Here is a 24,452-nt window from a genome sequence, read left to right on the forward strand (position 1 = left end):
TTACATGCAAAAGCATCAAGCTTAAGCAAAGTAACTAAGACCCGAACAAGTCCATAACAGTTGTGCTGGCGACAATAGCAAGAGTGAACCACCTGATCCCTTCCCGAACTCAGAAGTGAAACCTCTTCGCGCTGATGGTAGTGTGGGGTTACCCATGTGAGAGTAAGTCATCGCCAGCTCATTAATTCAAAATCCCCCGAGCTTAAACAGCAGGGGGATTTTTTTATGGGTAAAATTTATCTGGGCTTCCTCATCTTGTTTAAGGTCGCTTTTGATTTTTTGCTGTTCCTTCCTGCTTCTATTTAAATAAATGCCTCATCAGCCAGCGCATAGAACCCAATTTTTATCTAAAAATTAAAGCTAACAATTTAAATCCATATATATCCCCAGATTCAGCTAAAATCTTAAGATCAATATGATCAAATTACGATTCTAAGAGCACTTTATGAAACTGAATTCATTCTCTCCGATTCCTGAAGATGACGATGAGCTACATCTTCCTGAAGTTGTATATTGGGCGTCACTCGGTGAGCTAGAACAGGTACAGCAAGCCTTACAGCAAGGTGCTGATGCCAATGGTAGTGATGAGGAAGGCTATAGTGCCTTGCAGGCTGCGGCAGAAAATGATCATCTGGATGTGGTGAAATTGCTGATGAGCAAAGGGGCAGATATGGAACATCGTAGTCCACATACGGCACTGGAACTTGCTGAAATGGCCGGTAATGAGGAAGTGGTGGCCTATTTAAAACAGCTCAAAGGGTTGTCTTAATTTACTTGTGAAAAACCTCATCCGAAGATGAGGTTTCTTTTATGGATATGATTAAAAATCTTTAGGTTTCGGCTTCCAGTTCTTGCACAATCGCCTGGTTAAATGCAGGAATATCGTCCGGATTACGTGAGCTAATCAGTACCCATCCACCGGTATTGCAGCGATGGACTTCTTCATCGACCCATTTCGCGCCGGCATTTTCCAGATCCAGCTTGATGGTTTTATAAGACGTTAGGTTTTTATCGTGAATCCGTTCGGCATTAATTAAAACCCACGGACCATGACAGATTGCGGCAATTAGTTTGCCCTGATCAGTAAAGTGCTGGATGATTTTATGCGCTTCGGGGTTGATCCGCAGCGTATCGGCATTGACCGTTCCACCGGGAATGACCAGTGCATCGTAATCTTCCGGATTGACCTTATCGAGCGTTGTTTCCGGTTCGGTACTTAGACCAGGATCTTTATCAGCCTTGACCGTTTGAACTTCTTTTTGTTCTTCTGCTGCATGTATGGCTTCAATGCCTTTAGATTTCAAATATTCAAAGGGTTTGATCAGCTCATCCTGCTCCACACCCTGATTGGACGTAATGAATAATACTTTCTTTGGCATTTTCCCATCCTCGTTTCATGAATTCTTTTGCTACGTTAACAACTGAGGCTCAAGGCACTGTACTGGTTTTGACGGGAATATGTAATTGCTTGGCAATGATGTAAAAAAAAAGCTCCATCAGGAGCTTTAAAAAAAATCGCAGGATAAAAAGGTTTATAGCGCGCCTTTTAAATCATTTTGGTGCTGTTTAACCTGTTTGGCATAACGTTTGCCTTGGCGTTTCATCTTCCAGCTGGAATGATAACCGGTAGGACCAACATTATAATAAGCTAGGGCTTTAGGCCAGCTGCCGGCTTTCGTGTTATAGCGATTTAAAATGTAAGAACCACATTGAATATTGGAAGATTCATCAAACAAATTACTGCCACAGCTTTGCTGCCAATAACGCGGAATGACTTGGGTTAAGCCCACCGCACCAGCCGGTGATACCACATGACTGCGATAGCTGGATTCCTGGCGAATCAGCGCGGCCAGTAACAGTGGATCAATTTCATAACGTTCTGCATGTTGCACAATCATCGGCGCAACACGGTTAGCGGTGTCAGGTGCAACCGAATAGGCTTTTTGGATCCCGACTGAAAGTTTAGCGGAACGTTTGGCAACGGAGCCGCCTCCTAAAGGTGAGCAGGCAATCAGGCTAAGGGCACTGAGGCCAATAAAAGAGGTTTTCAATAATAATGGGATGGTCAGTTTCATTTTAAAATCAGAAAAAAGCAGTGATGCTGCACCAGATTAGCCAGTGCTCGCGAATATGTTTTAAGGATGTTAGTGAGCTGGGCGATATCCGTCAAGCCAACGGCGGCCTGGAACCGCCGCTGTTTTGTTAAGTTTTCGCTCCAATACTACGTGTTTGAAATATCTTTAGAGTGCATTGGAAGATCATGTTTCTATTTATTGTGCTGTTCATGTTGATGTCACTATGCAACTTTTAGGGTATAAAGCGGCTTTCATTGCATAATCTCTTATATACTTAGATGGTTGAAAATAAAAATATTTATTGGGTAGTTGCATGTTAGAAGTGATTGCACAGTTGTGTGGCGGGATCGGTTTGTTCCTGATTGGAATGACCTTAATGACAGACAGTCTGAAAGAGATGGCTGGGGAGTCATTGCGTTTATGGCTGTCTAAATTTACCGGTTCACCGATTAAAGCCATTTTTTCTGGCATCGGCCTGACTTTGGCTGTGCAATCCTCAACGGCAACCACATTGGCCACCATTGGCTTTGTGAGTGCTGGTATTCTGACTTTTAGTCAGGCCATTGGTGTGATTATTGGCGCCAATGTTGGCACCACCAGCACCGGTTGGATGGTGGCTTTTTTGGGGGTTAAATTTTCCATTGCCCATATTGCCTTGCCACTCATTGGGTTGGGGGCGATCTTTAAATTATTCAGCCGTGGGCGACTGTCTTTATTCGGTTTAACTATTGCCGGTTTTGGCCTGATTTTCTTTGGAATTGACTTGCTGCAGGTGGCAATGTCCGGTTTTGCCGAGCGGGTCGATTTATCGGTTTTCTCCAATAATTCTTTTACCACACAGCTGATTCTGGTACTGGTCGGGCTGGTGATGACCGTGCTGCTGCAATCTTCCAGTGCAGCCATTACTGCGACCTTGGCCGCTTTAGCCAGTGGTGCGATTGATTTGTCCCAAGCCTTAGGCCTGGTGATTGGACAAAATATTGGTACGGTGGCGACCGCGATTCTGGCGGCCATGGGCTCGACTGCCAATGCCAAACGCACCGCAGCCGTGCATGTGGTGTTTAACGTAATTTCGGCCGTGTTGGCTTTTATCTTGTTGAAACCGGCTTTTTTGTGGCTGGCGGAACATTCACAGGTCGGCACTTGGGATGATGTGATTATTGTCGCTGCGTTTCATACCGCTTTTAGTGTGCTGGGAACCTTATTTTTATTGCCCTTTTTAAAACAGTTTGAACAGTTGATTGTAGGTTTAATTCCAGATCGTACCCCTTCAATTTTATGTTATCTGGATCAGGCCAGTTTTTCGGTGCCGGCTTTAGCGATTAATGCTGCTTCTAAAGTGATTTATTGGTCGATTGGGCATATCCTGATTTTACTGAAACGTGCGATTCAGGAAGGTCGTTTGCCTTCCAATAGCGAATTACAGCAGCTGGATGAAATCTTAAAACGGGTGCAGCAGTATCTGGAAGATTTATCGGTTAGTGAAAATGAGCTGGATCAGCAGCGTTTAATGGCGATGCTGCGCCTGATGGTGTATTTACGTGTGCTGCGCAGCGATCTGGAAGCGGTGGAACATGCCGAGCATATCCGCACCCAGCCGACTATTTATCAGATGGGGCTGGATTATATTCATGTGCTGGACAATCACTTTCAGTATGTCGATGAGTTTAACCGCCTGACCGAAGTGGCATCTTTAAATCGTGAGCTGTTAAACCTGAAACAATGGGTGGAAGAGCAGCGTGCCGAAGCGCGTGAAAAAGTGATTGAATATGCCACGGTGCAACATCTGAGTGCCGCGCGCAGTCTGGAATTACTGGCCGCACAGCGCTGGCTGGACCGTTTGATTGCGCATACCCAGCGTTTGGCCAATGTCTTGCAGGAAACCGAGAGTATGCTGGATGATGTGGAAAAGCGGAAATATTATACTGCCACTCAATAGCCTAAGCTATACAGTGATTAACTTCTGCAGCAGAAGCTTTTATACTGCGAGGATGTTTATCACTGGGCAACTAAAATGACACCGGCCTGTAAAATTTTAAAATCCAATAAAATTGACTATAGTATTCATGAATATGAGCATGATCCGAACGCCAAAAGTTTTGGGCTGGAAGCAGCGGAAAAGCTGGGTTTAGCCCTGGCCGAAGTATTTAAAACCTTATTGGTAACTGATGATAAACAGTATTATGTGGCGATTTTACCGGTGCATGTGCAGTTAAATTTAAAGAAAGTTGCTACCGCGGTGGGCTGTAAAAAACTGCATATGGCAGAGCCTAAAGATGCTGAACGTTTAACCGGTTATCTGGTTGGCGGAATTAGCCCGATTGGGCAGAAGAAACGTTTAAAAACTGTGATTGACCAGAGCGCGCAAAGTCTGGCAAAAATCTATGTCAGCGGTGGCAAACGTGGACTGGACATTGGTTTAAAGCCGGATGATCTGGCCGGGGTGTTAAATGCCCAGTTTGCCGATGTGGTGGATGAGTCTTAATCTGCACTGATTTTATTTTAGCAGCGGATTCAGTTATAAAAACCGGACCACGCCATGAATCAGGGCAGGTCCAAAAATCACCATAAATATGCCAGCCAGTACCATACTTAAGCAGGCGGCCACACCTTCTTCACGATGGCGCATAAAGGCTTTAGAAGTACCAAAACCATGCGCGGCATTACCTAAGGCTGCACCTTGAGCAAAATGTGAATTCAGTTTGAGTGCGAGTAAGACGGCATCTGCCATAAAACCGCCGGCAAAGCCGGTCATCATGGTGAACAGGATTACCAGTTCAACCGAGCCGCCCACCTGTGTACTTAACTCCATCGCAAAGGGTGTAGAGATAGAGCGCGCCATCAGGCTATATGTGGTTTCCTGATTCAGCTGAAACAGCTGCGCCAGATAAAAAGCACTGATAATGCCGACACACATACCGATCACAATACCCATGCTGATGGCCAGCAGATGGCGTTGAATCAGCGCGCGATATTCATAAATCGGAATGGCAAAAGCCACCGTGGCTGGCCCGAGCATCCAGACAATCCAGTGGCTGTACTGCATATAGCTGTCATAGGAAATCCCGAAATAGAGCAGCATGCAGATTAATCCAGCCGGAACCAAAATGGAGGGCAAAAACAGCAGCACCGGATAACGACGATACAGCTGTTTGGCCACGATATAGCCCAGCAGGGTGAAGATAAAGCACAGGCTTGCGATCAGGTTCATCTTAATCTCCTGACACATATGCAGTATTGTTGGTATTTTTCCTGAGCCGCTGTTCCAGTTTAAAACCCCAGCACACGCTATAGGCTGTGGCGACCATTACCGCACAGGTGCCGAGCGTAATCGAGAGTAGCAGTTGCCAGCCTTGGCTCAGCAGTAAGTCGAGATCATTGATAATGCCGACCACACAGGGAATAAACAGCAGCATCAGCTCGGCCAGCATAAAATCGGCACCTTGCTTGATCCATTGCAGTTGAAATATGCCACTTAACAGCGCCAGCAGTAACAGGATCAGGCCAATCACACCCGCTGAAACCGGCAGCTGGAATATCTGTTGGATCAGCGCACCGAGCCACCAGATCAGGATTAGCAGCGCAATTTGTATGCTGAGGACGGCAACACGGGAAAGTGACCACATCGCTGAATTACCCTAAAGGTTAAACACGACTGTATTTTAGATTTGACCTGTCTGGATGATTATGAATAATAAAAAAATAATTATGCCTATTGGGAATGATGGTGGATTTAAAAAGTCTGAAAATACTGGTCAAACTGGTGCAATTGCAAAGTTTTACCCGCACAGCAGATGCTTTGTGTCTGACCCAGCCTACAATTAGCAAGGCCATTCGGGGGCTGGAAGATGAGTTGGGCACTGCGCTGTTTCATAAAGGTGAAGCTGGGCGTAAACGTGAAGTGCAATTGACTTACCTGGGCGAGCAGATTTATCAGCATGCGCTACAAATGCTGCAACTGGAGCAGGCGATTTATGATTCGGTGGCGGAAGTTCATGCGCTAGAACGTGGTAAATTGACGCTCGGTTTGCCGCCCTTGGGTTCGGTGCTATTAAGCCGGTTAATTGCCAAGTTTCATCAGCAGTATCCGGCTATTGAACTGAGCTTTTTAGAGGTAGGTGCCAGCGGGATTGAAGCCGCTATTCTGGATAAACAGATTGATGTCGGGATTGTACTCGGCCATTTAAAACCGGTATTGGGCGGAATTCCAATTATGGATTCGCCACTGTGTTTGTTATCTGCCCGGAATTCTGCATGGCAGGGACGTGAAACGGTATCGTTGCTGGAACTGAAAGATGAGTCTTTTTTACTGTTTGCCGACAGCTTTACTTTAAACCAGATGATTCTACAGGCCGCACAACAGCTGGGTTTTGAACCGAAGATTGTCTGTAAAAGCAGCCAGTGGGATTTTATTGCCAAAATGGTGGATTCCGGCATGGGGATTGCGCTGTTGCCTCAGGTTTATTGTGAGCAGTTGCCTGCCGAGCGTTATCAGATCAGCCGTTTGTGCCAGCCTGAGCTGAACTGGACCTTGCGAATGGCCTGGAATACGACAGTCGCCATGAGTCCAGCCACCCGGGCCTGGTTAAGAATTATTGAAACGCATCCTGATGAGATTCATTTCTAAAGTAAGAATTAAAGGATTATCGTGTGAAATCAGATTCATCTACAGCGCTAAACCTCTGAACAGATGAATCTTCCTCCAATTACAGGCAATTCGCCGGTTTGGGAATACCGGCCAGACGGCTTAAATGCCGCGCCACCAGTCCGGTGTTAAAACGCTCTTGCAAGAGGGCATTATTAATCTCAGGGCTGACCGTTTTCATCAGAAACTTGATTAACGGGCGAGTCGCCGGAGAATGACCAAACTGCTGATAAAAATGGCGCACAGCCTGCAAAATTTCAAAATGCCAATCTTCCAGTTCCAGCTCCAGGCTTTTGGCCAGCTCTTGCGCTACAGTTTCATTCCAGATGGTGTAATCGACCAAATGACCATCTTGGTCCAGTTCAAGATTCATAACACACTCAAAGCTTGTTTATTTTAAAGAGATACAACGGCTATAAGCCAGACACAGCTCGGCAAAGGTAGCATAGTTTAAACTGTGCAGATGGGCAGGCAATGGCTGGACCAGCAGCTCTAGATCATGCTCCAGTGCAAACAGGGTGCCGAATTGCTGACAAAATGGGTGATCAATGGCCAATACTGCATCACCCATCAGCACCACTGCATCGCCTTCACTATACAGACGTGAAACTTTGTCCAGCATGGCCGGGGTAGTATGGAAGCCGGATTGCAGCAGATATAAAGTATTTTGTGACATAACAGATTCCTTCCGGCTTACCAGTACAGCACGTGGTCAAAACGCTGGATAAAGTCCGCATTCAGTTCAATAAACTCGATTTCCTGCTGCGACTGGCTGACATAAGCTGAATGTTGATGCTGGTGTTCTACCAGAATCGGGCTTAAATCATAAAACTCAAAACTTTCGACCATATTCGAGGCCAGCTTGAAGGCGTGTTTGAGCTGGTCAAAAGCCAAATCGCTTTTGAGCAGACTTAGGGCAGCATCCTGTAATAACACTTTGACTTCACAGCCAAAAGTGGCCAGTACCATAGTCGCAGACAGGCTTTCATGTACCTGCTGGCTGCTTAAATTGGCCTGGCTTAAAATGACGAGTACAGTTTTCACACAATTTACCTTTTAAATGCAACAAATTCTCAAATAGAACCACTTAGAATTGAAGAAGGCGATCTGCAGATTGCACTGCATCGGCAAGTTCGCCCAGACCAACCAATTCAAAGCCCGCGGCTAAATTGTGTTGATGAAGTTGATGACGTTTGGCATTGTCCTGATCGGTAATCCCGCGTAACAGTGCCGCACTGACACAAACCGGCAAACGAATCGACAGTTTTTGCCATTCCGATTTTAACTGTCGCTGATCATCGGGTAGCCATTGTAAATCGTTAGCGACCATAACAGCGTCCTGATAGAAGAACACCCGGAAATCTTCATTCTTGCTCTGCAAGGCTTGAGCCAGACCCAACGCATGCCAGGCATGAATCGAGGTCGGCGCGGAGGTAATTAGTAATAAGGTACTCATCAAAATTCACTAATGAAATGTTCCCGCAACACAGGGGGCATTCAGACTTCATAAGAAAAAGGTAGTATACAATGATTTTAGTGACTGGTGGTTTAGGCTTTATAGGCTCGCATATTGCATTAAGTCTGATGGCTCAAGGGCAAGAAGTCATTATTGTCGATAATTTATCCAATGCCAATTTACAAACCTTAGAACGACTTGAATATATTTCGGGCATGTATGTGCCTTTTGCCAAAATTGATATTCGTAACACCCCGGCCTTAAATAAAGTCTTTGAACAGTATTCGGTCGATGCAGTGGTGCATACGGCCAGCTTTAAATCGCTGGAAGAATCGGTCCTGAAACCGCTTGAATATTATAATGATAATGTCAGCTGTATCATGAGTTTGCTGCGTGCCATGCAGCGTACCGGGGTACGTGTGCTGGCGCATTTATCCAGCTTAACCGTGTATGGTCAATCCAGCCTGCAACTGAAAGAAGATCTGCCATTTCAGTATGCCTATCCGAATCCGTATATCAAATCTCAGCAGATGGCTGAGGAAATTATTCAGGATACCTTTAAAACTGACAATGAATGGAAAATTGCCTTATTGCGCTTGGGCAATATTGCTGGTGCCTTTGAACATGGGGTGCTGGGTGAGATGGTACCGCCACTGCCAAAAAATATTGTACCCCTGGCGATGCAGGTCGGGGCGCGGCAACGCGAATTTATCGAGCTGCGCAAGCAGGCCCAAACTGAAGACAAGACTGTAGAGCGTAGTTTCCTGCATGTACTGGATTGTTGTGAGGCCGTATCTTTAACCCTGCAATGGCTATTCCAGCAACAGCATGTTTGTGAAGCCTTTAATATTGCCGGCGAGGCGATTTCGATCCAGCAACTGTTAAATGAAATTTCGAGCGTCACCGGCACTGAAATTAAAACGGTCGATGCTGATGTATATCCCTATGCCGAACTGGATCAGGTTGCGGCCGATATTAGTAAAGCCAAAGAGGTACTGGGCTGGCAGCCGAAACGCTCGATTCAGCAGATGCTGGAAGATGAATGGCGCTTTTATCAGCACACCTTGCGCGGGCAATGATAAATTTAATCATGATAATAATTATCATTTACAATTTTATCCGCCTGACCTAAGATGACTATATTCGCCATAGCCGCTGCCTCAGGGCAGCGTTATAACAGCATTGAGAACAGCAAGAATAGATAGAGGTTGAGTATGCAAACACGTATCGAACACGACACCATGGGAGAAGTTGAAGTCCCGAGTGAGGCCATGTGGGGTGCACAGACTCAGCGCAGCTTACAGAATTTTAAAATCGGGCAGGAACGTTTACCTCGTCCCATGATTCGCGCCATGGGCTTAGTGAAAAAAGCCGCGGCCATGACCAATGCAGAACTGAACCAGATTCCTCAAGAGCTGTCGCACTATATTGTTGATGCAGCTGAAGAAGTGATTGAAGGCAAATGGGATAGCCAGTTTCCGCTGGTGGTATGGCAGACTGGTTCGGGCACGCAAAGCAATATGAACTGTAATGAAGTGATTGCCAATATTGCTAACCAGAAACTCGGCAATCCGCTGGGTGCACAAAAGCCAGTCCATCCGAATGACCATGTGAACCGTGCCCAATCAACCAACGATTCTTTCCCGACCGCGATTCATGTGGCTGCCAGTTTACAGATCAATGAACTCTTAATTCCGGCAGTGACCCGTTTAAGAGATACCTTGCAGGCCAAAAGCGATGCCTTTGCCGATATTGTGAAAATTGGCCGTACCCATTTACAGGACGCAACGCCTTTAACCCTAGGGCAGGAATTTAGCGGCTATGTCTCGCAGCTCGATCATGGTTTGAAACGTTTGCATCAGGCCCTGGACGGTTTATATGAACTGCCGTTGGGTGGCACCGCCGTAGGAACCGGTTTAAATGCCCATCCGGACTATGCTGAAAAAGCCGCACAGCAACTGGCCAGCCTGACCGGTTTGGCTTTCGTTACTGCGCCGAACAAGTTTGAAGCTTTGGCTGGACGTGATGCTGCGGTATTTGCTTCCGGTGCCTTAAAAACTCTGGCTGTGAGCTTAAATAAAATTGCCAATGATATACGCTGGCTGGCCAGTGGGCCGCGCTGTGGTTTTGGTGAAATCCGTATTCCGGAAAATGAACCGGGTTCAAGCATTATGCCAGGTAAAGTCAATCCGACCCAGAGTGAAGCGATGACCATGGTGGTGGCGCAAGTGCTGGGCAATGATACGACAATTAATGTGGCTGGGGCTTCAGGGAATTTCGAGCTAAATGTATTTATGCCGGTGATTGCTTACAACCTGTTACAGTCGATTCAGTTATTGGGAGATGCCTGCAACAGCTTTAACGATCACTGCGCTGTCGGAATTGAGCCGAACCGTGACAAGATTGATCATTTCCTGCATAACTCGTTGATGTTGGTGACGGCACTGAATCCGGTAATTGGTTATGAAAATGCCGCCAAAGTCGCGAAAACGGCCTATAAAGAAGGGAAAACCTTAAAACAGGTGGCGGTGGAGCTGAATCTGGTCACTGTTGAACAGTTTGATGACGTGGTACGACCAGAAAATATGGTTTCACCGAATGCGAAATAAGTGTTGCATCTACCGGGATGGAATATGAGCAGCCATCCCGGTGGGCTAAAAAATCTTGCTTCATCACAACTATTTTTCCATCAGAACCTGTGCATGAAAGTGCAAAGTACCTATAAAAGAAAACCCAACATATGGATTGCTATATGCTGGGTTAGTTTGCGCTACTTAGTTATTACAGGCCATCTTCTCGTTTTTAATGACCTTGACTGCATCATAAGCCCTGAATGTGACAATAAAAAGAATTGCTAAAATTCTGGAAAAGAAATGTGAAGTATCTAGCAAAAATTGGATCTAAATACCACATAGATATTTAAAATTTATGAAATTATTATGATTTAGTTTAGGAAAATGAATATAATGCAGGCCGCTGGGAAGCGTATCTCATTTCTTTATTGACTCTTTTGAAACTCTTTTTGCTTATGAATTTTAAATTATTGGGGGCTGCGGCTCTATTGGCGGGTTTAACCAAAACTGTAGTGGCAATGCCGTTTGATCCTTTAATCGGGACATGGAAAGTGATTGATGATCGAACCGGGTATTATGTGTCGGAAATTGTGATTCGTAAAAACTCCAAAACACAGCAGTATAGTGCAGTAGTGAGCAAGCATTATCCGGCGGCGGGAGCGGTGAATCCGGACGTTTGTGGCAAATGTGAAGGGGCTTTAAAGAACCAGCCGATTTTTGGTATGGAAGTGCTGAAAGGCATGACCGGCAACCATAAGCAGTTTAAGCAAGGTCAATGGCTGAATACCCAGGATGGCCGTACCTATACCATTGAAGCGCAATTGAATGATGCTAAAGACCAGATGAAAGTATTTGGTAAAGCGCAACAGAGCAATACAACCAGTGCCATGACCTGGAAAAAGCTCTAATGACCTCTGGTTGTTGAGCGGGTTCTAAAAACCATTTAACTTCGTGTTAGATGGTTTTTCTTTTTTAAGAATCTAAGAATTCAAAATATTTCAATTCCCCCATTTTTCTTCCTCTCAATTGAGTTGCTGCATTTTCTCGATCTGCCAGAAAAACCAGAATAATTTTTTAAATAGACATAAAGTTATGTTATAACATAACACTTTTTAAAAGGGGGCTCGCATGAAATACAGCACACTCATGACTTTAATTTTATTGGCGATGCAACAGGCACAGGCTGAAGAGCCGATTACAATTCTGGAACCACTTATTTTTCAGGGGGATGATACTGACAAGAATCTGAACATTGCGCCTAAAGAACGCATTGAAACAGCCAATACCTTGGGCGATGCTGTTAAACATATGTCTGGCGTGCAAAGTAGCGCATTCGGTCCCAATTCGGGGGCACCAGTGATACGCAGTTTGAGCGGTCATCGGGTCGGGATTCTGGAGAATGGTCAGGCGATCAATGGAATGAATGCTATCAGCGGTGATATTAATATTCCATTTGATCCACTATTTACTAAAAGCGTGACCGTACATAAAGGGACCAATATTGTACGTTATGGCGGACAGGCGATTGGTGGTTATGTGGATATAGATTCGGGCATCATTTCAAAAATGCTGGAAGAGAAAAGCGCCAATGTCGATGTGGTGTATAAAAAGGGCTTTAACGATTTTAGCGGGCATGGTATTCGCATTAATGTCAATAATCAGGAAAATCTGAGCACCAATATCCAGTTTTCTACCCAACAGATTTCATCTTATAAAATTCCCGGAAAGAGCAAAGCAGCCGTCTGTGATACAGCGATTATCTCGGAGCGAGGTGGGATTGATTCTGCTTTGGCAAGCGCCTGCCAGCGCGATGCCAGAATTGAACAGGTCTTTAATAAGGCACATCATCAATATTTAAATAAGCATGTTTTAGAAGATATCGCGCAGAATCCTCAGCATTTTTATGATTATTATGATGGCTTGGAGTCGGCCAAATATACTGATCAAGCGGTTTTAACCCGCTATGTGAATGGTGCCTACCGGGAATTTGTCAATGATCCCAACCCGGATTATGTGCCCAATACGCCAAAATATGTGGAAAGCCGAACCAATCAGGATGTTACGCCCAATTATCAGAAAAAACTGGGCAATAGCTATGCCAGAAATGAAAATATGGCAATCGGGAGTACTTACTTTTTAGACAATGGCTATATTGGAATTAGTGCCGATTATAAAACCAGTGATTATGGTGTGCCGGGTTTCTCAATGGAAAATAAATCTTTCCAGAGCGCTTATGATGATAGCTTGCCGGTCACGGTGCAGATTAAACAGAACCGTTTTGCGGTTGATGCGTTACTCAGGGACCCACTGCCTGTACTTGATCATCTCCAAATTCAGGCATCAAAATTATCCAATCGCTCGGGTGAATATATTGGTGCAAGCAAAGCCAATGAATATCAGTTTGATAGCCATGCTGCCGAACTGGTACTAAAGCAGATGCCTTATAAAAATTTGAGCGGTGAAATTGGCACTGCTTTGAATGTGCGTGATGTTAAGGGTTCAGGAACACAGCGCTATCTCCCTAATGTCAAAACCACGACCCAGGCAGTATTTATCCAGGAAAAATTGGATTGGGAGCGGTTTTCAGTGGATGCCGGTTATCGTCATGAGAACGTTCAGCATGAGATTCAGGATCAGAGTTTTAAACTGGCGCGTAATGCGGCCAATAGCACCCTAAAAAATAAATCTTTTGCTCTAAATAGTTTTTATGTCGGTTCGAATTTTAAAGCGACTGATTATCTGGACTTTAGGCTGCAATATTCCAAGTCAGAACGGGCTCCTGAAATTAATGAACTGTATGCCAGCAATCCGCATTATTCGGTTATGACGCAGGAGGAAGGCAATCAGGCATTGAACAAAGAAAAAATGCAGGGGCTGGAATTAATCACGCATGTGAACTGGGATGCTGCGAATATCGCTGTAGCTTTATATCAAATGGATTTTGAAGATTATTTTTATTTGTCGCATTCCGGTTCATCCATGAGAAACCGTTTACCGCTGAAGTACTGGAAGCAAACCGATACTAAAGTGAATGGTTTTGAGGTGGATATGAACTACACTTTTGATTTAGACCATTTTGGTGAGGTACAGGTCGGTGGTTTTGCCGATCTGGTTAAAAATAAGGCCACCAATCCGGAAAGTTTACGTTTAAGTAATGATGGTGTGTATTTGCCGAATATGCCGACCAATCGTTATGGTGCCCACATTGAATGGACACGCGCAGATTGGTCAGCGCGTCTGGCAAGTATTTATTATGATCAACCGCGATATTTAGGAAAAAATGTGTCAGAGGAAGTGCCACTGCCGGCATATAACCTGATGGATCTGGATATTCGTAAAAAAGTGACTTTAAAAAATGCCAGTTTTGATGTGTTTATGAATGGATCAAACCTGCTGGATGAAGAGGCACGTCCACATAATTCGCCCCTGAAATATATTGCGCCGTTACCGGGCCGCGCTTTTCAGCTGGGTGTGACCATGCATCTTTAAGGGTGGGATGATCTGAATATTTTCCTTGAATACATTGGTAGGTGGACTGCTTGATGTATTGAGATGGAGACATTAGATATTCAGGTTGAGCATTCGCTGTTCGACATCGGTAGGCTCATCTGGAAACAGGTGAGCCTTTTTATGGCTGGTATAAAACCGGCTCCAATAGTGAATCTAGGCAAAAAGGGCAGTCATTTACTTACGTTAATTAAGGGATTCTAGATATTCTGCTGATCACCGAATAAGAAGTCCTCTTAACTTTGAAATTCAGCTTAAAATTATAATAATTTTCTATTAATAATTCATTCAAAGTAGACTGGGTTGGCTAATTTTTGGCATAAAATATGTAATATTATGCAAATATATAAATTATAAATTTATATATAATTTTCAGCAGAATCTATCGCTGTAGTTTCTTTTTTTACTGCCTCCTCCTCTAGGGAGGCATTTTTTTGAGGAGAAAAATTATGCTCCATCTTCTATTCACTTTATTTGGCCTGCATGAGATGACTGAAATCGACTACCTGCTCGATGAAGAAGAGAATGAAACGTGTAGCAATGGTTTAGATCAAGAGTATTAACAGCGCTCATCCCTATTGCTTCTTTCTCTTGGTCAAGACCTAAAAAGCTCAACCCACTGGTGGGCTTTTTTATGGCTTTATACATTGCTCCGGAAATTATAATATGTACAAAAAATGATCAAAATTGAATGTGAAAGCTACAAATTTGAATGATAGTTTAAATCCAGATCTTCCAATAGGTGAGGTGAGCAATGAAACTATTAGCTTTGATTGGTGTAGGACTTGCAGCAAGTTATTGTTATATCAATATGAAGAACAAAAACTTAAATCTATCCAATACGGATTTCGATGAAAGCATCCACAAAGTCGTTATTCAGGACTTCTGGGTTTAGTGGGTAATTTTTTATTTAGATTATCGAAATAGGATAATTTAATTGAATATTAATTTTTATTAGTGTCATATTATGACAACTTTTAAAATTTCTATTTATATAAAATTTGTATCAGGGCTAGCTTCTGATTTTCTCCCATCTCCGTCCTCAAGAACAGGAGGCAGATTATTAAGAGCAGAATATTATGATCCAGTTCCTTCTTTGTCTGTTTAGCTTTCATGGCGCAACTGAAGTCGAATACACGGGTGATGATGAAGAAATTCGGCGTTGTCAGGATTGTCTAAAAGAGCGTGAATAGGCGCTATACCCGCATCCATAGAGCATAGAAAAATTGCCGGCTTGGCTTAGAACGGATCTTTTTTGACTTTTTTAATTTCAAGGGCAATCAAGATTGAGGCAAAAATGAGCAGTCCGCCAATGATCAATAATAATGAATCATTTGCCTTGAATCCAACCCAGAAACTCAGGCCACTGCTGACTACACAGCTTAACAGTAGAACAATTAAAATTCCGTATTTCACGATACATCTCACATTAATTTTTTTAATCCCGTGATGATATACCTGTACTATGAACCGCTTGTGAAAGGAAAAAATATAGGTATAACTAGAGGGTCACGCTATACGTAGTGTTGTGATCGCTGGGAGATGAGAAGGTTTTTTTGATGCTTACTCGATGCTTAAGTCAACACACGCCAAGCGTTCACGATGCAGAGGATGATTAAGGAAAGGCAAAGGTAGAACACAAACTCGCTGCTCGTCGCGCTGGCCTGATCAAGTCTGTAGTAATAGAGAATAAAAACTAAAAATAGGATCGCAATAAGAAAAAGCATCGTTATTCTTTAAGTATGAGATATCTCAGCATAATAGAGGAGAGTGCATTGAAGGCAAAACAGCGTGTCATTTTAATTTGGAGCGTTCGTGCTTATTGAACTACTAACTACTAACTAGATGTTGATTAATATAAGATTCAAACTCAAGAACCCAATAAAGAAAAGAACCATCCATTAACCTTGAATCAATGTTCTTAAAAAGAATTACAAGCCGTCGAACCGTTTAAAGCCATCTTTTCAGATTGAAGAATTTTAGAGCTAAAGCCGTCCTCATGTAGACGCATGGCTTAAATAACATTGAATAAGATGTCATAATTGCTAAAATGCGATTCGTTTTTTATTACAGTTTTACAAGCTAAGAAATAAAGCTTTGTAAAACAGCAATCTATCTAGGAAAATTTTCAATGCTTGATATCTATTTAACGGATGTTCAGAAAAAGGTGCAATTTACCGATTATCCGGGTGAGCATCCTGTTAAATTTATTTTAAATTTTAAGAAAATTTTCCCAAGTGTGATGGAGTTGCTGCTGCCGGTGCTGCCTGAAAATGAAAACCTGGAAGACATGACCTGGGAATCAACCACGGCAGATCTGGAATTGTTTAAATTGCTGCTCAGTGGTTGGGGCCTGATTGAGCTGCGTTTAAATGCTATTGCGAAATATAAAGATCGCGCTTTTGCAGACCGTTTGGTGAAGCAAGCACAGCAAAAACGTCAGGACTATAAAAAATCACAAAGCCAATTGGCGACGGTAGAGCTGGACTATCTGTTTATGCATGAAGTTCATGCGCAAATTGATGCAGAACTGGTCGAGCTGGGTGAAAAATTCTATTTACCGACCCTACGTGAATTGTGGCAGGGTAAAGTGGCGGCCAATGTCTTGAATGCACAATTCTAAACGGCATCTGCATTCTAGAAGTATATAAAAAATCCCCATGTAATAAACTACATGGGGATTTTCTTTAGAAGGTAGATATTTAAAACCTGCTTTCCATCATCCGGTTTTAAAACCAGTCACTGTGCATCGACAGGCAAGTATCATCAAATTCACTGAGTAATTTGGCCTGATGTTCAATTTCCGGTAATTCCCAGCGAATAAAATAGCGCGCCGCTTGCAACTTGCCTGCTAAAAATTGCTGATCTTCTGCCAACTCAGACTGGCCAAACTGCTGTTGCGCCTTGTTGGCCATATCCAGCCATAACCAGGAAATAATCACTTTAGCCATCATATCTAAATACAGGGCAGAATTGGCCAAAGCCTCATTGGTTTGACCTTGCATAAGCGCCTGTCCCAGTTTTTGTGTGGTGCTTTGTACCGTAGCCAGATGTTTGCAGAATTTGCTAGACAGATCCAGAATGGCCGGATGCTGAATCTGTTCCAGCGTGGTGTTGATGCGTTGCATCAGCAGATTTAAGCCTTTGCCATTGTGCTGCCATAATTTACGCCCGAGTAAATCCAGTGACTGAATACCAAAAGTGCCTTCATGAATCGGATTTAAGCGATTATCCCGATAATACTGTTCTACCGGATAATCACGGGTATAGCCGGCACCGCCAAGTACCTGAATTGCTAGATCATTGGCTTTCGGACCATAGGCAGACGGGAAGGATTTGACCACAGGCGTGATCAGGTCGAGCAGAATGGCGCTATCTTCCGAGCCACCCGCCTGATGTTCATCAATCAGTCGCGCGGCAAACAGGCACAATGCCAAAGCTCCTTCTACATAGGCCTTTTGCGCTAACAACATCCGTTTCACATCGCTATGTTCAATAATATTGACCGGTTTGCTGTCGCTATTTTTTTCACTGGCCAGTCGGCCTTGCGGACGGTTTCTGGCATATTCCAGCGATTCCAAATAACCGCGATAACCGATCATCGCGGCGCCCAGCCCAACACCGACACGCGCCTCGTTCATCATTTTGAACATATATTTCAGGCCCTGACCAGCTTCACCAATCAAATAGCCTAAGCATTGGTTATTTTCACCAAAATTCAGCACAGTCGATGTTGTCCCGCGATAGCCCATTTTATGTAACAGGCCAGCCAGTTTGACATCATTGCGTTCACCCAGCGTGCCATCTTCATTGGTCAGGAATTTCGGCACAATAAACAGGGAAATGCCTTTGACACCTTGTGGCGCATCCTGAATCCGCGCCAGCACCAGATGCACAATATTTTCAGTAATGTCCTGATCACCCCCAGAAATAAACATTTTCTGGCCTTTAATTTTGTAGCTGCCATCAGCTTGTGGAATGGCTTTGGTGGTCAGATCACCCAGAGAGGAACCGACATTCGGCTCGGTCATGGCCATGGTGCCGGAAAAGCGGCCATTGAACATCGACGGGACAAAGGTCTGTTTCTGCTGCTCGGTACCGAAGGCCTGAATCAGATTGGCTGCGGCCGCGGTTAAAAACGAATAGGCCACGGTGGCAGGATTGGCCGACATAAAATAGGCATTGGCAGCCATATTAATCAGCGTCGGAAGCTGCATACCACCCTGATCATAATCATGCTGGGCACATAACAGACCGGCCTGGGCAAACTGTTGCCAGGCCTGTTTCACTTCGGCAATGGTATGTACCTGTGTACCATCAAAATGCGGTTCTTGCGCATCACCTTTGGCATTGTGTGGGGCAAAATAGTCTGCTGCAATGCCGCGCGCCGTATCTAAAATGCTGTCGAAGGTGGCTTTGTCATGTTCCTGATAACGTTCCAGCTGGGTCAGCTGTTCGGCTGAAAATACCTGATAGAGTAAAAAATCCAGATCTTTTTGATTGATGAGTGCGGTCATGGGATGCCGTTACCTGTTTTTATTGATTGTCACTAGCTTAACAAGACTTGTATTGGCAGATAAATTGTCAATAATGACACTCAAGGAGCTAAAAACGACATTTGGGAAGAAAGCATGAAGCGGGTTTTTATTCTGGCCTATGATGGTGCACTGGCTTCGGCCATAACCGGTGTGGCGGACTTATTCAGTCTGGCCGGCATCAGCTGGAACCGGATTCAGAAACAGGACATCCAGCGTTTGTTTCAGGTGCAGATTGCCTCGCCACAGGGAAAAACGGTGCAATGTAGTAATGGTTTACGCATTGAGGCGCATCTGGCCTATAGTGAAATCCAGCAGGCCGATTTGCTGGTGATTCCGACTTTGGCCGGTTCCATCGAGCAGATTCTGGAAAAAAATCAGTCTCTCATGAATGTTCTGCAACAGGCCGATCAAGCCCAATGCCTGATTGCCGGAAACTGTACCGGGAATTTTTTTCTGGCCGAAGCCGGAATTTTACAGGGCCGCAGTGCCACCACGCATTGGGGTTTTAAAGATCAGTTCCAGCAGCGCTATCCGGAGGTCCATTTGCAGGCGGATCGCCTGATTACCCAGTCCGATCATGTCTATTGTGCCGGTGGCGGGTTGGCCTGGTTCGATTTGGGGCTACATTTAATTGAACGTTTTTATGGCTTTGAAATTGCCATTCAGACGGCCAAATCCTTTGTGCTGGATTTTCGCCGTGACAACCAGTTGTCCTATTCCTTGATGCGTATGAGCAAGCCACATCAGGATGGTTTGGTAAAAGAAATCCAGCATTGGCTGGAGCAGCATTTTAGGGAAAACTTGAATATGGAAGATGTGGCGGCGCGTTTTAATATCAGCCCGCGCACGCTCATTCGCCGTTTTAAAGCAGTGTTAGATGTGGCGCCGAATCAGTATGTGCAGGCTATTCGTATTGAAGCTGCGCAAAAACGGCTGGAAGAAACCGAGCAGCCGATTGACCGGATTATGCAAATGGTGGGCTATGAAGATCCGAGTTCATTCCGGCGTTTATTTCGCAAGAAAACCGGCCTAACCCCAATGGAATACCGCCAGCGCTTTGGCCGGCGGTTTTAAGCGTGTTGCTTTCGTTAGCGTGATAACTGTGGCTGCACCTGCTGAGCATGACGACCATGCAGCAGATAATACAGGCCTAAACACAGCAGCGCGGCGATGGCACTATAGAAATACATCTGCGCATAACTAACCGATTTCAGCGCGATTCCGATCAAATACGGCCCGAAGCCCAGCCCTGCATCCAGACAGATAAAATAGGTCGAGGTCGCCAGTCCCATACGTTCCAGTGAGGTACTTTTGACCGCAATAGTCTGACAGACCGATTGAATATTGCCATAGCCCAGACCGAGCAAGCCGGCACAAAGCAGCAGCATACTGGAGTTATGCGCCTGACTTAGTAAAAACAGGGCAATCGCCATCACAATAAAGGCGGGATACATAATGATATTTTCACCTTTACGATCCATAAGCCGCCCGGTAAACGGACGCGAAAACAAAATGGCGATGGCATACATTAAAAAGAATAAGGACGCGGCTTCGACCAGATCAATTTCCTTGGCGTAAAAGTTAATAAATGACAGCACGCCGGAATAACAGATGGAAGCAAACAGCATAATCAGGGAAATGGGCAGCGCATTCTTTTCCAGATACTGGGTCCAGAAGCCAAAACCTTTGCCTGCTGTCGCGGTGGCTGCAGGTTTAGGCTGCGCCAGGTTCGGCATCCGGATAAAACAGGCCACTACCAGACAGCCCAGCGCCAAGACACTGGATAAGCTAAAAATCGTCTGATAACTGGTGTGCAGCATCATCCAGATCGCGACAAAAGGACCAATCGCCGTACCCAGGGTGCTGCTCATGCTGTAATAGCCAATACCTTCACCACGGCGGGTGGGCGGCAGAGTTTGTGCGATGACTGTGCCGAGTACGGTAGAGGCGACTCCCATCATAAAGCCATGAATAAAACGGATGCCGAGCAGGGCAGTCACCCCCATCTCTATAAAATAGCCTAAGGAAAGCAGCAAGAAACCGGCCAGCCCAAAAAGCAGGGTGCTACGATAACCGAAACGCTGTAGGCATTTGCCAATCAGCAGACGGCCAAATAAGGTGCCGACAATAAACAGTCCTGAAATTAAACCGGCTTCGGCAATGCTGGCATTTAATTCCGCCACGGCATAACCGACAATCACAATCACCAATAGATAAAAAATCAGTACCAGTTGAAAATTGATCAGGCCGACCAGGATAAAGTTTCTGGTCCATAGCGGTGCTTGTGCTGAACTCATTTGTCTTCACCTTGTAGGGTCGGTTGTAACTGTTCACTCAGCTGATTAAGGATCTCGCGGGTATGGGCGATGTCCGTAACTGTAAAAGACTGCAGCAGCTGTTGTTCAAACTGATCAATCTGGGTGGAACAATGCTTGAAAAGTTCCTGCCCGTGAGAGCTAAAAGTCAGGCATTTCTGCCGTTTATCACTACTTTCAAGTTGCTGAATTAAACCCAAGTCCAGCAACACCCGAATACGTTTGGTGATGCTCGGTTTGGACACCTTTAAATAGGCGGCAATATCCACCTGGGTACATTGCTGTTTTAAATGAATGACATATAACACCTGCCACAAGGAATAATTAAGCTGATGCGGCAATAACAGGGTATTGACTTCATCGCTGAACAGACGTGCGCAGCGTAATAAAGCGGTACGAAATTTTAAGGGAGAGCTTGGCATAAAAAAAATAGTTAACCAGGGTAACTAAAACAAAGTCAATGTACGCCTGTTCGGAATTTTTTTCAAGTAGGGAAGCCAGGGAAGGATTCAAAAAAACAGATGATAAAAGATGAGGGGGCAACGTGTATTGCTATAGATTTGTTAAGCAGCGTTAAGGTCAATCAACTGAACTACAAAAATTCCTCTCATCCAGTCCTGTCTATCCAGCTGATAAACCGCAAGAATAAAAAATCAGCGCTTCTATCTTCCAAAAAAACTCATCAGTTGCAGAAATTACTCGCTTAAAGATTCTTGATCAAAAGCCTACACAAGGCCTATACAACTTCGTCCTATGCTGAAGCGCGATGAGAAAAATTCAAAACGCTATATTTAAAACTCTACACCCTGAGCGCAGCTCGACCTTTTGAAAGGTGGCATGATGACCCTCAGTTTTACCGCGCTGGAACTGGCCCGGATTCAGTTTGCCTTTACAGTTTCGTTTCATATCATTTTTCCGGCCATTTCCATTGGTCTGGCCAGTTTTCTGGCGATTCTGGAATGGCGCTGGTTACGCAGTCGTAATCCGATTTATCAGGACCTGTTTAAATTCTGGGTCAAGATTTTTGCGGTCGCCTTTGCCATGGGGGTGGTTTCTGGCATTGTCATGAGCTATCAGTTTGGCACCAACTGGAGTGAATTTTCCCGTATCGCCGGCAGTGTCACCGGACCATTATTGGCCTATGAAGTGCTCACCGCTTTCTTTTTGGAAGCGGGTTTTCTCGGCATCATGCTGTTTGGTTGGGGACGGGTGGGACCTAAAGCACATTTTTTCTCGACTTTAATGGTCGCAATTGGCACCTGTATTTCCATGTTCTGGATTTTATCAGCCAATAGCTGGATGCAAACTCCGCAAGGTTTCAGCATCGAAAATGGCATTCTGGTGCCACAGGACTGGTGGGCCATTGTCTTTAATCCGTCATTCCTGTATCGGCTGGCGCATATGGCTATTGCCGCCTTTTGGGTCTCTGCTTTGCTAGTGGCTGCCACGGCTGCCTGGCATTTACTTAAAGGCCGTCGGGATGCACTGGTAAAAACCTCGTTTTCGATGGCCCTGTGGCTGATGCTGATCTTAACTCCCTTACAGGTGCTGGTGGGCGATTTACATGGCTTGAATACCCTGCAACATCAACCAGCCAAACTGGCAGCGATGGAAGGGCATTGGAATACCAATCATGAGAAAGGCATGCCGCTGTATCTGTTTGGTATTCCAGATATGCAGGCCGAAGAAACCAAATATGTGCTGGCGATTCCCAACTTGGGCAGCGTAATTCTGACCCATTCGCTGGATGGCACCGTGACCGGTTTAAAAGAATTTGCCCCGGAAGATCGGCCCAATTCGACCATTGTGTTCTGGAGTTTCCGGATTATGGTCGGCTTAGTCGTGCTGATGCTGATTCTGGCGCTATGGGGATTGTGGCTACGTAAACGACAGCGTTTATATGAACATCGTCGTTTTCAGCGTTTTGCCCTGTGGATGGGGCCCTCTGGTTTTATTGCCTTATTGGCCGGCTGGTTTACCACAGAAGTCGGCCGCCAGCCGTGGGTGGTCTATGGGGTGTTACGTACCGAAGATGCCTTATCGCCAGTATCTGCAGAGCAGGTTGGCCTGAGTTTGATGATTTTTGTACTGGTGTATTTTGTGGTGTTTGGGATGGGCATTTATTACATGCTCAGACTGATGCACAAAGGGCCGGAACTGATTCATTCAGCGCCATCATCAGCCTCTGATGCTGAGCTTACTCAAGCCTCCAGACGGCCGTTAAGCAGTGTCACCGAGCGGCTTAACCCGCCCGCCGAGCGTCCCAAACAGGAGCATGAGCCATGATAGATTTATCTTTGCTGTGGATCGGGATTATTGCCTTCGCGGTGCTGATGTATGTGGTGTTAGATGGCTTTGATTTGGGCATCGGGATTTTATTTCCATTTTTTCCCGAACAGGCAGAGCGGGATGTGATGATGAGTACCGTCGCGCCAATTTGGGATGGCAATGAAACCTGGATGGTGCTGGGAGGCGCCAGCCTGTTTGCTGCTTTTCCCTTGGCCTATGCCACGGTACTTTCGGCCCTGTATTTACCGGTCATTTTAATGGTGATTGCCTTAATTTTTCGCGGTGTTGCCTTTGAGTTTCGTTTTAAGGCCAACAGCAGCAAACACTGGTGGGACAAAGCTTTTATTGGTGGCTCTGTTTTTAGCAGCTTTTTACAAGGCGTAATTTTGGGCGCTTATATTCAGGGTATTCGTACCGAGCAGGGGGTATATGCGGGCCATGGCTTGGACTGGTTAACGCCGTTTAGCCTGTTTACTGGTGCTGGCGTGGTAATGTTGTACGCCACTTTAGGTTGTGGCTGGCTCATTTTTAAAACCGATTAGGCGCTACAGCAGCGTATGTACCGTTTAATGCCGAAGATGCTGATCGGCCTATTGATTGTTTTAGCAGCCGTCAGTATTTATACCCCGATAACCCAGCCGCACATTGCCGAGCGCTGGTTTAGTCTGCCGCAGCTGCTGTATTTCTCTCCGGTGCCGATACTGGTGCTGATCTTTACTTATCTGGCTTTAAAAGCCTGCCGGAAACAGCAACAGTTTCGCCCATTTTTGTATACGCTGGCCTTGGTATTTCTGGCCTATAGCGGTTTTTTAATCAGCTTATGGCCTTATATTATTCCGCCCTCGGTCAGCTTCTGGCAGGCTGCTGCGCCGGAAAGCAGTCAGCGTTTCACCCTCATTGGCGCGCTGATTTTAATTCCGATTATTCTAGGGTATAGCGCGATGTCCTATTGGATTTTTCGCCATAAAGTCCGGGTGGGGGATGATGGCTATCATTAAAGAAAATCGACATGAAGCACATCATTATAGGTCAGTTATTCCCTTAGTCATCAAGG

At 45.1% G+C, this 24,452-nt stretch carries 22 protein-coding genes, 1 rRNA gene and 1 pseudogene; 13 read left to right on the forward strand and 11 right to left on the reverse strand.

From position 1 onward, the window contains the following. Nucleotides 1-64 precede the first annotated feature (64 nt). A 5S ribosomal RNA gene (gene rrf / locus FTT63_RS04770) occupies nucleotides 65-179 on the forward strand. A 266-nt stretch (nucleotides 180-445) separates the two neighbouring features. Beyond that, complete coding sequence (locus FTT63_RS04775) at nucleotides 446-769, forward strand: ankyrin repeat domain-containing protein (protein ID WP_180192022.1); 324 nt, start codon at nucleotides 446-448, stop codon at nucleotides 767-769. A gap of 61 nt (nucleotides 770-830) precedes the next feature. Here FTT63_RS04775 and FTT63_RS04780 read toward each other — a convergent pair whose 3' ends face one another. Further along, nucleotides 831-1,379, reverse strand: a complete 549-nt coding sequence (locus tag FTT63_RS04780; protein ID WP_075166982.1) for a type 1 glutamine amidotransferase domain-containing protein — start codon at nucleotides 1,377-1,379, stop codon at nucleotides 831-833. 153 nt (nucleotides 1,380-1,532) lie between these two features. Then, nucleotides 1,533-2,075 (reverse strand): lytic transglycosylase domain-containing protein, encoded by a 543-nt coding sequence (locus FTT63_RS04785; protein ID WP_005178276.1) that lies wholly within the window; start codon nucleotides 2,073-2,075, stop codon nucleotides 1,533-1,535. 313 nt (nucleotides 2,076-2,388) lie between these two features. Here FTT63_RS04785 and FTT63_RS04790 point away from each other — a divergent pair, with 313 nt between their 5' ends. Next, on the forward strand, nucleotides 2,389-4,014 hold the full coding sequence (locus FTT63_RS04790; protein ID WP_180192023.1) for a Na/Pi cotransporter family protein: 1,626 nt from the start codon (nucleotides 2,389-2,391) through the stop codon (nucleotides 4,012-4,014). 75 nt (nucleotides 4,015-4,089) lie between these two features. Next, a complete protein-coding gene (gene ybaK / locus FTT63_RS04795; RefSeq protein WP_180192024.1) occupies nucleotides 4,090-4,560 on the forward strand; it encodes a Cys-tRNA(Pro) deacylase in 471 nt (156 codons plus the stop codon). Between the two features lie 33 nt (nucleotides 4,561-4,593). Here the strand turns inward: ybaK and FTT63_RS04800 are convergent, their stop codons facing one another. Both FTT63_RS04800 and FTT63_RS04805 read right to left on the reverse strand, forming a co-directional pair. Continuing rightward, the gene (locus tag FTT63_RS04800; RefSeq protein WP_160255566.1) at nucleotides 4,594-5,286 is read right to left on the reverse strand and encodes an LrgB family protein; all 693 of its coding nucleotides are present in this window, start codon (nucleotides 5,284-5,286) and stop codon (nucleotides 4,594-4,596) included. Nucleotide 5,287: 1 nt separating this feature from the next. After that, on the reverse strand, nucleotides 5,288-5,701 hold the full coding sequence (locus tag FTT63_RS04805) for a CidA/LrgA family protein (RefSeq protein WP_005178267.1): 414 nt from the start codon (nucleotides 5,699-5,701) through the stop codon (nucleotides 5,288-5,290). A 101-nt stretch (nucleotides 5,702-5,802) separates the two neighbouring features. On the opposite strand from FTT63_RS04805, the gene FTT63_RS04810 reads away from it, so the two are divergent. Further along, entirely contained in the window at nucleotides 5,803-6,702 is a 900-nt protein-coding gene (locus tag FTT63_RS04810; RefSeq protein ID WP_180192025.1) for a LysR family transcriptional regulator, read from the forward strand. 79 nt (nucleotides 6,703-6,781) lie between these two features. Here FTT63_RS04810 and FTT63_RS04815 read toward each other — a convergent pair whose 3' ends face one another. The 4 genes from FTT63_RS04815 to tusD are packed head-to-tail and all read right to left on the reverse strand — an operon-like array spanning nucleotide 6,782 to nucleotide 8,176. Then, entirely contained in the window at nucleotides 6,782-7,093 is a 312-nt protein-coding gene (locus FTT63_RS04815) for a TusE/DsrC/DsvC family sulfur relay protein (RefSeq protein WP_180192026.1), read from the reverse strand. An 18-nt stretch (nucleotides 7,094-7,111) separates the two neighbouring features. Beyond that, the gene (locus tag FTT63_RS04820; RefSeq protein ID WP_180192027.1) at nucleotides 7,112-7,396 is read right to left on the reverse strand and encodes a DsrH/TusB family sulfur metabolism protein; all 285 of its coding nucleotides are present in this window, start codon (nucleotides 7,394-7,396) and stop codon (nucleotides 7,112-7,114) included. Nucleotides 7,397-7,413: 17 nt separating this feature from the next. After that, nucleotides 7,414-7,764 (reverse strand): hypothetical protein, encoded by a 351-nt coding sequence (locus FTT63_RS04825; protein WP_005178260.1) that lies wholly within the window; start codon nucleotides 7,762-7,764, stop codon nucleotides 7,414-7,416. 43 nt (nucleotides 7,765-7,807) lie between these two features. Further along, nucleotides 7,808-8,176, reverse strand: a complete 369-nt coding sequence (gene tusD, locus FTT63_RS04830) for a sulfurtransferase complex subunit TusD (RefSeq protein ID WP_005178259.1) — start codon at nucleotides 8,174-8,176, stop codon at nucleotides 7,808-7,810. Between the two features lie 71 nt (nucleotides 8,177-8,247). Here tusD and FTT63_RS04835 point away from each other — a divergent pair, with 71 nt between their 5' ends. The 5 genes from FTT63_RS04835 to FTT63_RS04855 all read left to right on the forward strand — a co-directional run bounded on the left by FTT63_RS04835 (nucleotide 8,248) and on the right by FTT63_RS04855 (nucleotide 16,879). After that, entirely contained in the window at nucleotides 8,248-9,255 is a 1,008-nt protein-coding gene (locus FTT63_RS04835) for an SDR family NAD(P)-dependent oxidoreductase (RefSeq protein WP_075167041.1), read from the forward strand. A gap of 135 nt (nucleotides 9,256-9,390) precedes the next feature. After that, nucleotides 9,391-10,785, forward strand: coding sequence for a class II fumarate hydratase (fumC, locus tag FTT63_RS04840; protein WP_180192028.1), 1,395 nt, complete (start codon nucleotides 9,391-9,393; stop codon nucleotides 10,783-10,785). Nucleotides 10,786-11,204: 419 nt separating this feature from the next. Then, on the forward strand, nucleotides 11,205-11,657 hold the full coding sequence (locus tag FTT63_RS04845; protein ID WP_104487297.1) for a DUF2147 domain-containing protein: 453 nt from the start codon (nucleotides 11,205-11,207) through the stop codon (nucleotides 11,655-11,657). Between the two features lie 220 nt (nucleotides 11,658-11,877). Next, nucleotides 11,878-14,238 carry a TonB-dependent receptor gene (locus tag FTT63_RS04850; protein ID WP_180192029.1) on the forward strand — a complete coding sequence of 787 codons (2,361 nt, stop codon included), beginning with the start codon at nucleotides 11,878-11,880 and terminating at the stop codon, nucleotides 14,236-14,238. A 2,149-nt stretch (nucleotides 14,239-16,387) separates the two neighbouring features. Next, nucleotides 16,388-16,879: a hypothetical protein gene (locus FTT63_RS04855; protein WP_104471392.1), complete on the forward strand. Its 492-nt coding sequence runs from the start codon at nucleotides 16,388-16,390 to the stop codon at nucleotides 16,877-16,879. A 106-nt stretch (nucleotides 16,880-16,985) separates the two neighbouring features. Here the strand turns inward: FTT63_RS04855 and FTT63_RS04860 are convergent, their stop codons facing one another. Then, complete coding sequence (locus tag FTT63_RS04860) at nucleotides 16,986-18,773, reverse strand: acyl-CoA dehydrogenase (protein WP_168400113.1); 1,788 nt, start codon at nucleotides 18,771-18,773, stop codon at nucleotides 16,986-16,988. A gap of 114 nt (nucleotides 18,774-18,887) precedes the next feature. Between FTT63_RS04860 and FTT63_RS04865 the strand changes: the two genes are divergently transcribed. After that, entirely contained in the window at nucleotides 18,888-19,868 is a 981-nt protein-coding gene (locus tag FTT63_RS04865) for a GlxA family transcriptional regulator (protein WP_180192030.1), read from the forward strand. Between the two features lie 14 nt (nucleotides 19,869-19,882). Here FTT63_RS04865 and FTT63_RS04870 read toward each other — a convergent pair whose 3' ends face one another. Both FTT63_RS04870 and FTT63_RS04875 read right to left on the reverse strand, forming a co-directional pair. Further along, entirely contained in the window at nucleotides 19,883-21,091 is a 1,209-nt protein-coding gene (locus FTT63_RS04870) for an MFS transporter (protein ID WP_016658065.1), read from the reverse strand. Next, nucleotides 21,088-21,531 carry a MarR family winged helix-turn-helix transcriptional regulator gene (locus FTT63_RS04875; RefSeq protein WP_016658066.1) on the reverse strand — a complete coding sequence of 148 codons (444 nt, stop codon included), beginning with the start codon at nucleotides 21,529-21,531 and terminating at the stop codon, nucleotides 21,088-21,090. The genes FTT63_RS04870 and FTT63_RS04875 overlap by 4 nt, the downstream gene beginning before the upstream one ends. A 418-nt stretch (nucleotides 21,532-21,949) precedes the next feature. Here FTT63_RS04875 and FTT63_RS04880 point away from each other — a divergent pair, with 418 nt between their 5' ends. Both FTT63_RS04880 and cydB read left to right on the forward strand, forming a co-directional pair. Continuing rightward, nucleotides 21,950-23,395 (forward strand): cytochrome ubiquinol oxidase subunit I, encoded by a 1,446-nt coding sequence (locus FTT63_RS04880; RefSeq protein WP_180192031.1) that lies wholly within the window; start codon nucleotides 21,950-21,952, stop codon nucleotides 23,393-23,395. Then, nucleotides 23,392-24,396: pseudogene (cydB, locus tag FTT63_RS04885) on the forward strand (cytochrome d ubiquinol oxidase subunit II). Before FTT63_RS04880 ends, cydB begins: the two are co-directional and overlap by 4 nt. Nucleotides 24,397-24,452 lie beyond the last annotated feature (56 nt).

The sequence above is a fragment of the Acinetobacter sp. C15 genome (assembly GCF_013420645.1).
GTDB lineage: Bacteria > Pseudomonadota > Gammaproteobacteria > Pseudomonadales > Moraxellaceae > Acinetobacter > Acinetobacter indicus.